The following is a 15,730-nucleotide window of genomic DNA, read 5'->3' on the forward strand; positions in this document are numbered from 1 at the left end:
TCGTCAGGTCGCGGACCGTCCAACAAACGAAGGTTTGTGAGACGACCCTCGACGCGGGGCCGATGCCCCGCCATGTCCGATTCACTCTGTCGCAAAAGCCGTCTCAGAAGGTGCCCGAACCCCTTGATGTTTTGAGACGGGTTATGAGACGATTGGGTCATGACGAAGAACCCCGGACACCTCATCGGCTATGCCCGCGTCTCCACCAGCAACCAGGACGCGCAGTTGCAGCGCGACGCGCTGAGCGAAGCTGGTTGCTCCAAGACGTTCGAGGACAAGGCGTCCGGCAAGAACGCGGACCGGGAGGGCCTGACAGCCGCCCTTGAGTACATGCGCGAGGGTGACACTCTGGTGGTGTGGAAGCTGGACCGTCTTGGACGGTCCACCAAGGACGTTCTCACCATTGCTGAGGCGCTTCACGAACGCGGGATCAGCCTGCGGATCCTCACCGGCACCCTGGCCGGCTCATACTCCCCCCGAGGTGAGGGCAAGTTCTTCTTCACGATGATGGTTGCCTTCGCTGAGCTTGAGCGAGACATGATTGTGGATCGTACGCAGGCGGGTCTTGCCGCCGCCAAGGCACAGGGCCGGACCGGCGGACGGCCTACCGTCATTGATGAGGACAAGCTGACGATTGCGCGCGCCCGGCGCGCCAAGGGCGAGTCTGTCACCGCCATCGCCAAGACGCTTGGGCTCTCCCGCGCCACTCTTTACCGGCACCTTGACGTGGAGCCTAATGCTCAGTTTCAGGAAGAGGTCGAGGCGGCTCTCACTGACTATGACGCCTCCGGAAGGCCGCTATAGCTAAGTCGCAGCGGGCACGCAGGACCGCCTAGAACGGCCCCGCAGACACCTAGAAGCCCCCGCCCGAAGGCGGGGGCTTCCTTGTTGCAGCGGTATCTAGCTAAGCCCTACAAGCCAAGCATGGTGGCGATCACTTTGGGCTCTTGTGCCTTGCGACGCACAGGCACGACCGACGTAGTGTCGAACTTGGCGCCCATAGTGTTCGACCGGTGAACGGCAATCGTTTCGAACGACGTTGCCAGTCCTGCTAGACGCTGGTCGAACGTTGCTTGGTCCCAGATCACAGACGGCTGGACCAGCAAGGTATCTGGGCTAGGCATGGATGCGACAGACTCCGCGATCTCAGCAGCCTCTTTTCGGGCATCGTTCAGTCTGGCCCGCAGGTCTCGGAGCATCGGATAGAAGTCCTCTGCCTCCATGCCACCGTTTTCGTACTCGGCTTTCGCCTCGTCCATCTTTACCTGAAGCTTTTCCGCACGGTCCTGTGCAGGGTTAGCCGCCGCCAGCGCTGCACGGTGCTTTGCTTCCATTGCTTCCTTGAGGCCGGGCGTGGTCAGCACGAGCTGTCGTCCAGCCTCAGCAATCCTCAGGTGCTCCGCGACCACGTACTGTTCAAGTGGTTCGTACCGTCGCGCAAGCTTCCCGCATCCACCCTTTTCCACGAAGCATCGCGCCTCATGCGCGAGCGTGCCGTCAGGCTTTCTCTTGCCCGTACTGGTCACATAGAGCCGCGTGCCGCACATCCCGCAGATCATGAGCCCAACCAAGAGGTAGCAGCGCGGACGGCTCTCCCCCGTTCCCGGATTGCCGGACAGCGTGGCTCGCACTGCGTCGAACGTCGCCTCATCCACTATCGGTTCCCACTCCGCCGCGAATAGCTCAGTGATCTCAGCTTTCGTAGTCGGATCGGTGTAGGTGTACTCCTGTTTTCCGACGTTCCGATAGTTCATGAGGCAGTCTTTGACCACACGCTGAGTCCAAGCCGCTCCGGAGACAGTAGGCACCCGGCGCGCCTTGAGGCCACGCACGATAGAGCGAATAGACTCACCACGGAGGATGGCCCGGTACCATCCTCGGATCTCGTCCTGTTCCTCGGGGATTGGCTCCATCGCTACTGGATGCGTGAATCCGAACGGCCTGAAGCGACTACCGGTGATGCGCTGACCGCTCTCAACACGCTGTTGCTGCGAACGCCGGATGCGTTCCGACATGCGTTCCGCCTCTTGCTGGGCAAGGGCGCCCTTGATGCGAAGCACCATGCGCCCGTTAGAGGTCCGGAAGTCGTCGTGCTCGATCGTCTCGACAGGAACACGGATCTGCTCGTGTCCTGCCTCAAGCCAGCCGATAAACGTCTCAAGCTGCATAGCGCGGCGCGTCAGACGGTCCACGGTGTAGACCAAGATGCCGTCACGCCTACCAGCCTCAACGTCTACAAGCATGCGGTCATACTCCGGCCGCTTGCCGTTGACCTTGCTCGCACTGCGGTCGTTGTCTTCGTAGAACTCAGGCTCACCCCACCCAAGCGACTTCGCCAACTCCTTAAGGTCCTGACGTTGGCGCTGAACGCCAAGCCGCTTCCCTTCGGAGTCCTGCGAGATTCGGACGTAAGCCGCTGGACTCTTCACCTGCGTGTTTATAGCGTCGCCTCCCGATGCATCTCGAACCTATGTTCGAGATCAACTCTACACCGTTACTACGACACCTACTCGACCGACTCCGGGATCCCCGACTTCCGCGGGGCGAAGGGCGTGTGGACCAACGACCCGATGGCCGAGCTGCTGTTCACGTACCCGAACTACCTGGCCGATCCGGAGCTGCGGCAGAAGTCGTGGCTGGCGCGGCGGGACAACCCGGCGTGGCAGGCCGAGCCGAACGCCGCGCACAAGGCGCTGGCCGCGCTGGAGCACGGCGGCCGCGCGGTGCGGATCATCACGCAGAACATCGACCGGCTGCACCAGCGGGGCGGATCGTCGCCGCGGAAGGTGATCGAGATCCACGGGAACATGTTCGACGTGGTGTGCGTGCAGTGCACGTACCACACCACGATGGAGGTGGCGCTGGAGCGGGTCGCGAACGGCGAGCCGGACCCGGCCTGCCCGGTCTGCGGCGGGATCCTGAAGGCCGCGACGATCATGTTCGGGCAGCAGCTGGACCAGCGCACGGTGTGGCAGGCGGTGCAGGTCGCCGAGAACAGCGCGGTGTTCCTGGCCATCGGCTCCTCGCTGCGCGTGGAACCGGCCGCGTCGATGTGCGCGGTGGCCGTGGATCACGGGGCGGACCTGGTGATCGTCAACAACGAGGAGACGCCGTACGACCACCTCGCGTCCGAGGTGATCCGGACGCCGATCGGGGAGGCGGTGCCGGCTGTGGTGGCGGAGCTGCTGGCGGGTGGTGGCGCGGGCGGGGGTGGTGGCGTTGGCGCGGGTGGCGGCGGCGCGGCCGATGCTGCCGGCGCGGCCGGCGCAGCCGACGCGGCGCGGGAATCCGCTGGTTAATCATGGATTGACGGCAGGTTGCGCGCCCGACGAGCATAGGGCGCGTGACCGCGCCCCGGGACGACGAGGCGGCGACCGCCGGGGAGGAACCCTGGCAGCCGCCGCTGTCGGAGTACGCGGTCTACATGACCCCGGCCGAGGAGCACCGCCGCCTGGGCCTGGCCATCTACGGCGCGGGCTGGCACACCATCGCCGAACACGGCATCCGCTGGGACGCCCGCGTCCTGAACTGCTACGCCCTGCACCTCGTGACCCGCGGCTCCGGCTGGATCGAATGGGGCGACCGCCCCCGCACCCGCCTGCCGATCCGCGCCCCGGCAGCCTTCTGGCTGTTCCCCGGCCTGGTCCACTCCTACCAACCCGACGCCGGCGGCTGGACCATCACCTGGGCCCTGTTCGACGGCCCCGCCGCCCCCGGCTACGAAAGCCTCGACTTCCTCTCCCGCACCTCCCCCGTCGTCCCCCTCAGCGACGCCCGCCCCGTCCGCGAACTCTTCCGCGAACTCCTCACCATCGTCCGCACCGCCGGCCCCCACCACGAAGTCTCCGCCGGCATTCAGATCCACCGCCTCATCACCGCCGTCCGCGACAACGGCCCGGGCCTGCGCGAATCCCGCGCAGTACGAACCCTGACAGAACACGCGATGGACCCAGTAGCCCTCCAAGACCACGCAACACGCCTGGGCCTGACAGTGGCACAACTACGCGAGGAAGTCCGCCTGGCGACGGGATCGACACCGAAGGAGTACATCCTGCGAGTACGCCTGTCGAAGGCGAAGGACCTACTGGCGGCGACGGACCAGAGCGTCGTACAGATCGCGAGAGCGGTCGGGTACGACGACCCGGCGTACTTCACGCGGCTGTTCACGCAGCGGGTGGGGTTGTCGCCGACGATGTTCCGGCGGGGTTCTTTGGCGGGGTGAGGAGTGGGGTCGAGAGCCGGACCGAGAGCCGGGTCAACAGCTGGGCCGAGCTGCGGATTTGAGCCGCGTTGACGCGTCGCGACTCCGCAGCTAGCGTGATCAGGACTCTGCTTCACGGCACACTACGAACCCTGATACACCTGCGCCCCGTGCTCGACGCCGCCCCACCCGCCGGCTTGTTCCAGGGGGACGCGTGACCAGCCAAGTCCCGGGAGCCCGCGTCGCGGCGCCGAACCCGGCCCCGCCATGGCACGGTTTCACCACCGCCTGGCAGCGGGGATTCCGCGAGGTCTACACGGTCTGGCTGCCCCGCGGCCGATCCCCGGTGCACGACATAGCCATCCGGCACTGGCAGACCTGGCTCCGCTGGCTCGGCCCGTCCTACGGCCCGGCGATCGTCTCGATCCTGCTGCTGACCGCGTCGGGCACCACGTCCTACCACCCCGACCACGCCTGGCTGCTCCTGCTGATCGGCACCATCAACGGCGGAATGTTCGCCGCCGCGGTCCTGTCGTGGAAGTTCGCACTCCTGAAGGCCGACACCCTCGACGACCTGCTGGAGCCCTGCCACAACCGCGACCACCTGGTAGCGGTGATCGCCGCGGCGATCCGGCACCGCTGGCAGGCGCCGCCGCCGATGGTGGCCGCCGCGGCCGCGCTGACCAGGATGGTTTCCGCTGGTCTGCATCTGAGCCCTGATACTGTCGACCAACGCCTCCTGCCGGTTGGCGGTGCCACCGATCCTCATCCTCCGGCTGCGTTCGTCACGCGAGCTGAGGCTGCGCTGGAACGATCCGGCACGCATCATCGAAATCCGCATGCTTTCCGAGGGTTATGCCTTCCCAACTCTCGCCGCGTTCGCGATCACTCCTCCGAGATTGCCGGATCACCCGCGACTCAGAACGTCCCCGCCACACATGTATCCACGCCTGTTGGCGTTGGGCTTGCTGGTCGGCGCCGGAACGCAGTTCACGGTATATGCAATTGTCCGCCACCGTCGAACGGCCATCTTGAACATCCTGGCGGCGGCACCAGGGCTGCCCTACGGCACCGCGCTCGTCGTCCAGTACGTCGCGGCCGTTGTCGGATCCGTCGTCGGGTTCTTGTTACAGTGAAATCAGACCTCGAATGGAGCAGGCGCGTTGTCTCTGGCACCCGAAGACGTCAATCTGCAGAAGATCTGGCGCTACTACGACCGTGGTGAATCGCGGATCGGTTACCGCTACATCCTTGGCGGGACCAAGCACTTCGGGTACTACGAGCCGGGTCAGACGCGGTGGGCTTTCGCCGCGGCGATGCGGCAGATGGAGGACCGGCTCGGGCGGGAGCTCGGGTTGGGGGCCGGGGCGAGGGTTCTGGATGCCGGGTGCGGTGTCGGCAATGTCGCGCGGGCCATGGCTGTTCGGCACGGGTTGGACGTCACGGGCGTCGACATTCTCGACTTCAACATCGCGGAGGCTGCTCGGCGGTCGGGGAAGGCCCGGTTGTCGGGGCGTACGCACTTTCGCGTCGGCGACTACCATCACCTGCCGTTTCCCGACGACTCGTTCGACGGTCTCTACACCATGGAGACGTTCGTGCACTCGGCCGATCCGAAGGCGGCGCTCGCGGAGTTCGGGCGGGTGCTCAAGCCCGGCGGCAAGCTGGTGATGTTCGAGTACTCGCGGACGCCCGACGATCAGGTCTCCGCCGAGGCGAACGCGGCGATGCAGCGGGTCTGTGACGAGGCCGCCATGCCGGCATGGCTGATGCTCTACCACGGTGTCCTGGACGAGATGCTCGGCGACGCCGGGTTCACGAACCGGCAGTCGGTCGACATCACCGCGAACATGATGCCGATGGCCTCGGCGTTCTACCTGATCGGCAAGTTCCCGTTCTGGGTGGGGCGGGTCACAGGGCTCGAATACAAGGTCGTCAACGCGATGAGCGCGCGCATGATGTTCCGCTACAAGGAAGCGTGGCGCTACGGCATCCACACCGCGGTGAACACAGGCTGAGCCTCACAAATATCCAAGAACCCCTCACCAAGATCCATGGCCCCGCCCCCTCCCCCGCCCCGATCATCGCAAGGTGGCAGACCAGCGGGTACTGACGGTCGACGGCGGCAGGTTTCTGCGGGGCGGTCGGGAGCATCGGGTTGTTTCGGCGGCGGTTCATTACTTTCGGGTGCATCCGGGGTTGTGGCGGGACCGGTTGGTGCGGGTGCGGGCTATGGGGTGCAATGCGGTGGAGGTGTATGTCGCTTGGAATTTTCATCAGGTGGTGCCTGGGGTGGCGCGGTTTGACGGGTGGCGGGATGTCGGGGGGTTTGTGCGGTTGGCGGATGAGGTGGGGTTGGACGTCATCGTGCGGCCGGGGCCTTATATCTGCGCGGAGTGGGACTTCGGGGGGTTGCCGGCGTGGTTGTTGGCGGACGGGGAGGTGCGGCTGCGGACTGTCGACAGTGGGTATTTGGCGGCGGTGGATCAGTGGTTCGATCAGCTGATTCCGGTGGTGGCCGAGTTGCAGGCTTCGCGGGGTGGGCCGGTTGTGGCGGTGCAGATCGAGAACGAGTACGGGAGCTTCGGTGATGACGCGGGGTATCTCGAACACCTTCGCAAGGGTCTGATCAACCGGGGCATTGATTCGTTGCTGTTCACGTCCGACGGGCCCGAGGATCTGATGCTCGCCGGGGGCACGGTGCCGGGGGTGCTCGCGACGGTGAACTTCGGGGCGCGGGCGGCGGAGGGCTTCGCGAAGCTGCGGCGGAGGCGGCCGGGCGATCCCGTGATGTGCATGGAGTTCTGGAACGGCTGGTTCGACCACTTCGGGGAGCCGCATCATGTGCGCGGTACCGAGGATGCCGCCGCGTCGCTGGACGAGATCCTCGCCGACGGCGGGTCGGTCAACTTCTACATGGGCCATGGCGGGACCAACTTCGGGTTCTGGGCCGGCGCGAACCATACAGGCGTCCTGAGCGGCGACCCGGGGTATCAGCCCACGATTACCAGCTACGACTACGACGCCCCGGTCGGCGAGGCCGGTGAGCTGCGGCCCAAGTTCCACGCGTTCCGCGAGGTGCTGGCTAAATACGTGGAGCTGCCCGACGTCGAATTGCCCGCGCCGCTGCCGCGCGTCGCCCCGCAGACCGTGACGGCCACGCGGATCGCGGCCCTGCGCGACCGCCTCGATGTCCTGGCCACGCCCCCGGTCCGCCATCCCGCGCCGGAATCGATCGAGCGCCTCGGCCACAACTTCGGGCTGGTCCACTACCGCCGCCGCGTCGACGGTCCCGCGCGGACCCACACGCTGCGGATCGAAGGCGTCCGCGACCTCGCGCAGGTCTTCGCCGGCGGACGGCTGCTCGGCGTGCTGGAGCGCGACCAGCCGCAGCAGTCCCTCGAACTCCGGGTCCCGGACGCGGGACTGGACCTGGAGATCCTGGTCGAGCCGCTCGGACGGGTCAACTACGGCCCGCACCTTGCCGATCGCAAGGGCCTGATCGGGGGCGTGCGGCTCGACCACCAGTTCCAGTTCGGATGGGAACACCGGGTGCTGCCCCTGGACGACTTGTCGGGGCTGGACGGCGAGACGAATCCCGGAGCGGTGCGAACCTCCGAAACAGATGCAGGTCCAGCCTTCCACCGCGCCACCGTCACCCTCCCCGAACCCGCCGACGCCTTCCTCGCCGTCCCCTCCGCGGCCCGCTGCCTGGTCTGGCTCAACGGATTCCTGCTCGGCCGACTCTGGAGCCGCGGGCCCCAAGTCACGCTCTATGCGCCCGCACCCCTGTGGCACGAAGGCGAGAACGACCTCGTCGTCCTGGACGTAGAACCGGCGCACGATCACGACAAAGACGGCCGAGACCCATCGCAGAACATAGAAATAGAGCTGCGCGACGAGCCCGACCTCGGCTCACCCGCACAGCTCTACACCGCCGCAGACTACTGATTCGACAACCTCTCCCTCACGCGTCCCGCTTCTTCACCACGAACAACGCCGCGCCGATCGACACCACAACCCACCCCGCCAGCACCAACCACGAATGCAGGTGGCTGGTCGGCCATTTGCCGGGGTCCATGTACGGATTGTGCGGCCACTCCGCCAGGTTCGACTCCGCATTGCCCGGGAACAGGTGCCGGATCTCGGCAACCCACCGGTACTTGTCGCCGCCGAAGAACGCCGGGATCAGGAACAGGAACGCGACCACGCCGACGATCGAGGCCGTGGCGTTGCGGATCAGCGCGCCGAACAGCATCCCGATCAGCGCGCTCACCGGCACCACCAGCGTGTACGCCGCGATCGCGATCTGCGCGTCGGGGTCGGTGATCGACAGCCCCACGTGCCGGTCGGCCACCATCGCCTGCCCGCCCAGGAACGAGATCAGCGTCACGACCAGCGCCAGCGTGGTGGTGATCGCGCACAGCACCGTGATCTTCGCCGCGACGACGCCGTCGCGGCGCGGAACGGCGGCGAAGGTCGTGCGGATCTGGCCGGTGGAGAACTCGCCGAACATCGTCAGCGCGCCGATCGCCGCGCCGCCCAGCATCATCAGCTGCACCGCGATCTCGCTGAGCGCACGCCGCAGCGGGTCGTAGACGAAGTGCCAGACGTGCCCGTCCGGCATGGTCTGCACCGGATGCGCCAGGTCGCGGTCGAGGTACTGCAAGTCCGAGTGCACGCCGTTGAGGTTGATGAACACGGTGGCCAGCGCTGCGGCGAGCAGCACCAGCCAGGTGGAGCGCAGCGACGCCACCTTGATCCATTCCATCCGGCACAGGTCGCGGAACCGCGGACGGGGCTCGCTCGGGACCCGGGCATAGACCGGGTTCGTCGAGGTCGTGGATGTCAGGGCACTCATCGGGTCTCTCCTGCGGCGTACTCGACGGCGTCGGCGGTCAGTTCCATGAACGCCTTCTCCAGGGAGGCGTTCTGCGTGGCCAGCTCGGCCAGCATGATGTTGTTGTGCCAGGCCAGCTCGCCGATCCGGGCCGCGGTCAGGCCCACGACGCTGAGTCCGCCGTCGGCGGCCGGGCCCACCGACGCCCCGTCGGCGGTCAGGACCGCGGTCAGGGCGTCCGCCTCCGGGGCGCGGACCAGGACCGTGGCCTGTGAACCGCGGCGGGCGAAGTCGACCACCGTCTCGTCCGCGATCAGCTTGCCGCGGCCGATCACCACCAGGCGTTCGGCGGTGTGCTCCATCTCCGACATCAGGTGGCTGGAGACGAAGACCGTCCGGCCCTCCCGGGCCAGCCGCTGTAGCATCTCCCGGACCCAGCGCACGCCTTCCGGGTCCAGCCCGTTCAGCGGCTCGTCGAACAGCAGCACCGGCGGATCGCCGAGCAGGGCGCCGGCGATGCCCAGCCGCTGTTTCATGCCCAGCGAGTAGCCGCCGATCCGCTTGCGGCCGGCCTCGGCGAGGCCGACCTCCTCCAACACCTCGCCGACCCGGCGCAGCGGGATCCGGTTCGACACAGCGAGCGACTTCAAGTGGGCGACGGCCGAGCGGCCGCCGTGGATGTCCTGGGCGTCCAGCAGCGCGCCGACGTGGCGCAGGCCGCGCGGCAGGGCGGCGAACGGGCGGCCGTCGATGGTGACGGCGCCGGAGGCCGGGGCGTTCAGGCCCAGGATCATCCGCAGTGTGGTGGACTTCCCCGAGCCGTTGGGACCCAGGAAGCCCGTGACCGTGCCGGAACGCACAGTGACAGTCAGGTGGTCCACGGCTGTTTTGTCGCCGTAGCGTTTCGTCAGTTCAGTCAGCTCGATCACGGGGACCACACTGCCGACGCGGGGCGTAGTCAAGCATCGGCCGGCGAGCCGCAATGGCGAACGCCGAGGTTGGCCCGGGGATGTAAGCCTCCGAGCCGATGCCGGGGCCGCCGGGCGGTGTCTACGATCATGCCGTGGAGAAAGCACCTCGCAGCCGCTGGTGGGTGGACGGCTTCCTCGTGGCCATGTACGCGGTACTGGTCGCGGTGAACCTGCCGAGACAGCGGCCGTTCACCGACTACCAGGTCTTTCCGGTGGGCCTGATGAATGAGGGAACCGGCCGGTTGGCGTTCCCGCCGGGCGCCGGCGAGTACGTGCGCACCTACCATGCCGACAACTGGGAGCGGCTGGTCCCGACGCTGCTGACCATCCTCCTGCTGCCGATGCTGCGCCGTCGGCCGCTGGCCGTCGCCGTCTGCCTGGGGTTGTCGGAGCTGTCGCTGAGCGCGGTGGACGCCGCCGGCGACGCGCGGTACGCCCTGTTCATCATGGCCGACGCGGTCGTGCTGAACATCGCCCTGCACTGGCCGCGCCGCACTTCGTTGACGGCCGCGGCGGTGGTTCTGGCGGGCGCGCTCAGCGGGGTCGCGGGCTTCCCGTGGGGCGCCACGTCGCTGCTTCCCACGCACGCGGTGGTCATCTCGCTGCTGACGACCGTCGCCTGGCTGGTCGGCAACTCGATCCGGGAGCGCCGGGCCGGCGCCGCGCGGCAGCGGGCCGACGCCGCCGCGCAGGCGGTGGCGGACGAGCGGCTGCGCATCGCCCGGGAGTTGCACGACATGATCGCGCACAGCATCGGCATCATCGCCATCCAGGCGGGCATGGGCAACCGGGTCATCGCCACTCAGCCCGGTGAGGCGCGCAAGGCGTTGCAGGCGATCGAGGAGACCAGTCGGGACACGTTGTCGCAGCTGCGGCGCACGCTGACCGCGCTGCGGCAGCGCGACGTCGCGGGCGCGCCCACCGAGCCCACGCCGGGGCTGGCCGACCTGGGCAAGCTGGTGGCCTCCACCAAGCACGCCGGGGTGCTGGCGATCGTGGAGACCAGCGGACTGTCCCGGCCGCTGCCCGGCGAGGTGGATCTGGCGGCGTATCGGATCGTCCAGGAGTCGGTGACCAACGTGGTGCGGCACTCCGGCGCCCGCACCTGCCGGGTGGCTGTGGACTACGGTGAGGGCGCGGTCACGATCACGGTGTCCGACGACGGGCACGGTGTGCTCGGGTCCGGGGGCACCGGGTTCGGGCTGGTCGGGATGCGTGAGCGGGTCAGTTTGGTGCACGGGGAGTTCAGCGCCGGGCCGCGGCCCGGCGGCGGGTTCCTGGTTCGGGCGAAGCTGCCGGTGCCCGGTGGGTTCGGGACCACGTTCGGCGGGGCGCTCGCGAGCAAGAACTCTGATACTGATGGCGATGGCGGCAGTAACACGGACAGCGAGAGCGACAGCAAGAGCGACAGCGGCGGCGGCGCTGCCGACGAACCCGTGCCCGGCGCGGATGCGGCGCCTACGGCACTCGACCCGAACCCGGCGGTGACCCAGTGACCAGCACTCCGAGCGGCGGCCAGAGCGGCCAGAGTGGCCAGAGTGGCCAGAGCGGCAGCCCGATCAGCGGTCCCGGCCCGGAAGGCGGCCCGGAAGGCGGCCCGGAGGGCGGTCCGGCCCCGATCCGGGTGATCCTTGCCGACGACCAGCCGCTGATCCGCTCCGGGCTCCGCGTCCTCATCAACGACGCGCCCGACATCCAGGTGATCGGCGAGGCCGGCACCGGCGCCGAGGCTGTGAAGCTGGTCGCCCAGCACCGGCCGGACGTCGCGGTCATGGACATCCGGATGCCGGAGATGGACGGGATCGAGGCCACCCGCCTGATCACCGACGCGGGCGGGCCCACGCGGGTCGTCATGCTCACCACGTTCGACGACGACGAGTACGTCTACTCGGCGCTGCGCGCCGGGGCCAGCGGGTTCCTGGTGAAGGACATGGCGCTGGACTCGATCATGGACGCGGTCCGGGTCGTGGCCTCCGGCGACGCGCTCATCGCGCCGAGCGTCACCCGCAAGCTGATCGCCGAGTTCGCGGTGCGGCCGGAGCCGGCCCGGGTGCGGGGCGTGGACAACTCGCTGCTGAGCGGCGTGACCGAACGTGAGCGTGAGGTGCTCACGTTGGTCGGCCGCGGTATGTCGAACAGCGAGATCGCCGAGGAGCTCTACATCAGTGCGGCCACCGCGAAGGCGCATGTGGCGCGGCTGTTCACGAAGCTCGGGGCTCGGGACCGGGTTCAGTTGGTCATCACCGCTTATGAAGCCGGGCTGGTGGCGCCTTCGCGGTAGCGGGTATAGCAGTAGGCGGATTCGCTGCGGGGGGCTCAGCTCACCCGAGCGCCGCGTCCACTACCTTCGGCACCTGATTCTCCGCGATGGTGCGGCACGCGGCTTTCCATTCTTCGAGCGAATGCTTCCCGGTGGCTGCCGGGTTGGGCACCGTCACCATCACCGTCGCGTTGCGCTTCACCGTGATCACTGTGCACGTCGAGTCGGTGTAGCTGATCGAGCCGTACCGCACGCCCGGCTTCAGCTCGTCGAACTGCGGCGTCTGTTGAGTGAACATCTCGTTGGCCCGCCACGAGCCGTCGTGGACAGCCTTGTCCTGGTAGGACCGACCGGATTTGAGGTCCATGTTGCTGGCCTGATACAGGTCCACCCGGACCTGCGTGGTGTCGGCCTTGCATTCGATGTTCGTGAACGCCGGCAGCATGCCGCGGACCGGCTCCGTGCTGGTCACGTTCTCCCCGACGGTCAGTGTCGGCTTGCCCGGCAGCGCCGATCCGAGCTTCTCGCATGTCGGCAGTGCCTTGTAGTCCCCGCCATCGTCTCCGGACGCCACCAGCAGCGCCGTCGTCCCGGCTGCGGCCAGGACGACGACGCAGGCTGCTGCTATCCCCCATGTCCTTCGTCTCATTCGGGGATTATGGCATTGTCCACTTCTGGTTGCCGCCGCCGTTGCAGTCCCAGATCTCCAGCTGGGTGCCGTTCGTGGTGGCGAAGGCTGGATCGTCCAGGCAGCGTCCGGACTGTGCGCCCTTCAACGACCCGTCGGACTGCGCGATCCACTGCTGGTTCGTGCCGCCGTTGCATTCCCACAGCTCGACCAGGGTGCCGTTGGCCGTGCCGTTGCCGGTGACGTCCAGGCACTTGCCCGCCGGTCCGCCCAGCTGGACCTGGCCGTTGGCCCAGTACCAGGTCTGCGCGGCCGTGTTGTTGCAGTCCCAGAGCTGTATGTGGGTGCCGTCGACGGTGGATCCGGCGTTGTCGTCCAGGCATTTGCCCGCGACGCCGGAGGTGACGGCGCCGAGGTGGGTGCCGGAGCCGTTGCCGGCGGTCAGCGCGAAGTTGTCGAACTCATCGGTCTGATAGCCGGTCACGGCCAGGCCGGCTTGGCCGTTGGTGAACGTCGTGTCGGTGGCGCTGCCGACGGTTTTGCCGTCGATCGAGGCTGTCAACGTCGAGCCCTGCATCTGGAATGCGAGGCGGTGCCAGGTGTTCAGGCCGAGTCCGGAGACCGTGCCGCTGGCCAGGGTCGTGAAGTTCCACGACGTGTCGCTGCGCTGGATCGACCAGGCTCCGCTGTCCGAGACGCGGAAGTGGTAGGCGTTGAGGCCGTTGTTGTTGCGGCCCTGCTGGTTGACCCGGCCCAGCAGTTCCACGCTTCCGGACTGCTCCAGCAGCGCGTCCGCCGCGACGGTGTAGTTGCCCCAGCTCAGGTCGCCCATGATGGTGTAGGGCATCGGGTTCGACTCGCCGGTCCAGCGGATCGGTGTGGTCGGCGCCATCTGGCGCAGGCAGGTGCCGGTGCGGCCGCCGCCGCAGGCGACGGTCTCGAAGGCGCCGTTCATGTCGGCGAAGTACTTCGGCGAGGTGCTGGCCGCGGCGGTCTCGAAGTTGTCCGAGTAGGGCAGTGCGAGGGGCGACGACGCCGGGGATGTCGCAGTGCCCTTACCCTGGCCGGTCGTGGTGGTGAGGGTGTAGACGTATCCGGGCTGCAAGGTCAGCGTGTAGGAGCCGCTGGACGGGGTGACGTCGCTGGAGTGCACGAAGTAGTCCGCGGAGTTGCCGGAGTTCAGGTTCGTCTGCCACACGTGCACGGTGCCGGTGGAGAGTCCGCCGGTGACGTGGACCGACAGCGTCTGGGCGGCGGTGGCGTCGACGGTCTCCACGACGGTGCTGTAGTCGGAGTTGTTCGTCGACTTCAGGGTGACGTAGCTGCCGTTGGAGCGGTTGCCGCCGAGGTAGCCGCTCGCGCTGTCGATGTAGTGCCAGCCGGGCTGCGTGAACTGGGTGGTGTGGGCGGTCACCCAGGTGGTCTTGCCGATGGAGTAGGCGCCGGACCAGGGCTGCGCCGCGATCGACATGCCGTCGGTGCCGTAGTAAAGGTTCGGGTACAGCGCGGCGATGACCGGCCAGTTGATGTACGAGGTCATCTTTCCGTCGAGGTAGTCCCGGTTGATCGCGCGGGCCACGGGTATCGCGCCGTCGTTGGCGTCCTCGGAGCCGTTCTCGCTGGCCCACAACGGTTTGCCGAGGCTCTGCGCGTTCGCAGTGCTCGGACATGAGGTGAAGCTGCCGAGGTAGCCGCACGGGTAGTGGACGCCGACGATGTCGACGGAGTTCTTGAAGGTCGAGTCCGAGACCATGGCGTCCGCGACGCTCCAGTCGCTGTCGGCGGCGACGACCTTGGTCGCGTAGCCATGTGCGGTCAGGGCGCTTTTCAGGCTTTCGTACCAGCCCTTGTCGTAGCCGCGCTCGTTCCAGCCGCCGAGGTAGTCGATGGTGAGGTTGTGCTGCTTCGCGCAGCCGAACCAGTCCATCAGGTAGTTCACGGTGTCGGTGGACCAGAAGCCGCCGCTGATCCAGCCCGGGGCGCCCCAGGCCAGCCCGTAGAGCTTGATGGTGGGGTTGCGGGCCTTGGCCTGCGCGGCGAGCCACCATTCGTAGCCCTGGTTGCAGTCCACCGCGCCGCGGCTGTGCTCGATGCTGGCCTCGGCGCCGTCGGTGGAGTTGGTGTCGCCGCCGATCTCGATCTTCAGCATCTGGAGCGAGGCGCCGTAGCCGGGCTTGAACAGGTAGTCGAGTAGTTGGCTCCGCTGGGGTTCGGGATAGTCGATCAGCAGCCGCGAGTTGCCTCCGCCGCCGCTGATCGCCCCCACGCCGTCGAAGGTCAGGCCGGTTTTGGTGCCGTCAACGCTGATGGAGGTGGTCGTGGCTGCGTGCGCCGTGGGAGCGGCGACGGTCAGGATGCTGAGAAGCAGGGTGAGAAGCAGGCTGAGGATGGCGGTCAGCGCGGTCAGCGGGGTCAGCGGGGTGGGTGGAGTGGGTGGAGTGGGCGCGGTGGGCGCCGTGGGCGGGGTGTGCGGGGTGTGCGGGGTGCGTCGTCTTGCGATGAGTGGCATGGGCACGCTCCAACAAATTCCGCTATGAATAAACGGGAACGATCGCAGTCGAACACAGTAAGGAAACTGTCACCAACCGTCAACGGCGGCTCATCAAGAGCCAGGCAAAGTCAAAAGCTGGGTAAGGCAGGCGCCTCCGGCGAGGGCCTCTGATCCCTCGGAGAACTGGCGCCAGCTCCATAGGTGGGTCCTGCTAGTCCCTGCGCTGGCGGTTTGTGAGGTGGGGGTTTGTTCCCCTCGCTCACGTCGGCAGCCCTACGGGTACAGCACCGCCGCCCAGGTATCAAGTCCATGCCGGAACCTTGTTGTTCTAGCGCTGCG

At 67.4% G+C, this 15,730-nt stretch carries 13 protein-coding genes; 8 read left to right on the top strand and 5 right to left on the bottom strand.

From position 1 onward, the window contains the following. The first annotated feature begins 159 nt into the window (after positions 1-159). Complete coding sequence (locus tag ABD481_RS41625) at positions 160-804, top strand: recombinase family protein (RefSeq protein WP_344671429.1); 645 nt, start codon at positions 160-162, stop codon at positions 802-804. Positions 805-911: 107 nt separating this feature from the next. On the opposite strand, the gene ABD481_RS41630 is transcribed toward ABD481_RS41625, so the two are convergent. Continuing rightward, positions 912-2,429: a recombinase family protein gene (locus ABD481_RS41630; protein ID WP_344671430.1), complete on the bottom strand. Its 1,518-nt coding sequence runs from the start codon at positions 2,427-2,429 to the stop codon at positions 912-914. A gap of 30 nt (positions 2,430-2,459) precedes the next feature. Here ABD481_RS41630 and ABD481_RS41635 point away from each other — a divergent pair, with 30 nt between their 5' ends. The 5 genes from ABD481_RS41635 (at position 2,460) to ABD481_RS41655 (ending at position 8,152) form a co-directional block, all read left to right on the top strand. Continuing rightward, positions 2,460-3,299, top strand: a complete 840-nt coding sequence (locus ABD481_RS41635) for an SIR2 family NAD-dependent protein deacylase (protein WP_344671441.1) — start codon at positions 2,460-2,462, stop codon at positions 3,297-3,299. Positions 3,300-3,343: 44 nt separating this feature from the next. Continuing rightward, positions 3,344-4,222: a helix-turn-helix domain-containing protein gene (locus tag ABD481_RS41640; protein WP_344671431.1), complete on the top strand. Its 879-nt coding sequence runs from the start codon at positions 3,344-3,346 to the stop codon at positions 4,220-4,222. Positions 4,223-4,415: 193 nt separating this feature from the next. Next, the gene (locus ABD481_RS41645) at positions 4,416-5,426 is read left to right on the top strand and encodes a hypothetical protein (protein WP_344671432.1); all 1,011 of its coding nucleotides are present in this window, start codon (positions 4,416-4,418) and stop codon (positions 5,424-5,426) included. Further along, positions 5,365-6,219, top strand: coding sequence for a class I SAM-dependent methyltransferase (locus tag ABD481_RS41650; protein ID WP_344671433.1), 855 nt, complete (start codon positions 5,365-5,367; stop codon positions 6,217-6,219). The genes ABD481_RS41645 and ABD481_RS41650 overlap by 62 nt, the downstream gene beginning before the upstream one ends. A 73-nt stretch (positions 6,220-6,292) precedes the next feature. Beyond that, a complete protein-coding gene (locus tag ABD481_RS41655) occupies positions 6,293-8,152 on the top strand; it encodes a glycoside hydrolase family 35 protein (RefSeq protein ID WP_344671434.1) in 1,860 nt (619 codons plus the stop codon). A 16-nt stretch (positions 8,153-8,168) separates the two neighbouring features. On the opposite strand, the gene ABD481_RS41660 is transcribed toward ABD481_RS41655, so the two are convergent. Together ABD481_RS41660 and ABD481_RS41665 are read right to left on the bottom strand one after the other, a co-directional pair. Then, entirely contained in the window at positions 8,169-9,062 is an 894-nt protein-coding gene (locus ABD481_RS41660; protein ID WP_344671435.1) for an ABC transporter permease, read from the bottom strand. Continuing rightward, complete coding sequence (locus ABD481_RS41665; RefSeq protein ID WP_344671436.1) at positions 9,059-9,970, bottom strand: ATP-binding cassette domain-containing protein; 912 nt, start codon at positions 9,968-9,970, stop codon at positions 9,059-9,061. Before ABD481_RS41665 ends, ABD481_RS41660 begins: the two co-directional genes overlap by 4 nt. Positions 9,971-10,104: 134 nt before the next feature. On the opposite strand from ABD481_RS41665, the gene ABD481_RS41670 reads away from it, so the two are divergent. Both ABD481_RS41670 and ABD481_RS41675 read left to right on the top strand, forming a co-directional pair. After that, entirely contained in the window at positions 10,105-11,508 is a 1,404-nt protein-coding gene (locus ABD481_RS41670; protein WP_344671437.1) for a sensor histidine kinase, read from the top strand. Between the two features lie 62 nt (positions 11,509-11,570). Next, positions 11,571-12,293, top strand: coding sequence for a response regulator (locus ABD481_RS41675; protein WP_425559402.1), 723 nt, complete (start codon positions 11,571-11,573; stop codon positions 12,291-12,293). Between the two features lie 40 nt (positions 12,294-12,333). Here ABD481_RS41675 and ABD481_RS41680 read toward each other — a convergent pair whose 3' ends face one another. Together ABD481_RS41680 and ABD481_RS41685 are read right to left on the bottom strand one after the other, a co-directional pair. Then, positions 12,334-12,921, bottom strand: a complete 588-nt coding sequence (locus ABD481_RS41680; protein WP_344671438.1) for a hypothetical protein — start codon at positions 12,919-12,921, stop codon at positions 12,334-12,336. Positions 12,922-12,928: 7 nt separating this feature from the next. After that, positions 12,929-15,409, bottom strand: a complete 2,481-nt coding sequence (locus tag ABD481_RS41685) for a ricin-type beta-trefoil lectin domain protein (protein WP_344671439.1) — start codon at positions 15,407-15,409, stop codon at positions 12,929-12,931. Between the last annotated feature and the right edge of the window lie 321 nt (positions 15,410-15,730).

It is taken from the genome of Catenulispora yoronensis (assembly GCF_039531695.1).
Lineage (GTDB): Bacteria > Actinomycetota > Actinomycetes > Streptomycetales > Catenulisporaceae > Catenulispora > Catenulispora yoronensis.

Bases quoted from the DNA above. Each gene is read 5' to 3' on its own strand.
- ABD481_RS41660 (WP_344671435.1), bottom strand. From the start codon at position 9,062: ATGAGTGCCCTGACATCCACGACCTCGACGAACCCGGTCTATGCCCGG.
- ABD481_RS41685 (WP_344671439.1), bottom strand. From the start codon at position 15,409: ATGCCACTCATCGCAAGACGACGCACCCCGCACACCCCGCACACCCCG.
- ABD481_RS41680 (WP_344671438.1), bottom strand. From the start codon at position 12,921: ATGAGACGAAGGACATGGGGGATAGCAGCAGCCTGCGTCGTCGTCCTG.
- ABD481_RS41625 (WP_344671429.1), top strand. From the start codon at position 160: ATGACGAAGAACCCCGGACACCTCATCGGCTATGCCCGCGTCTCCACC.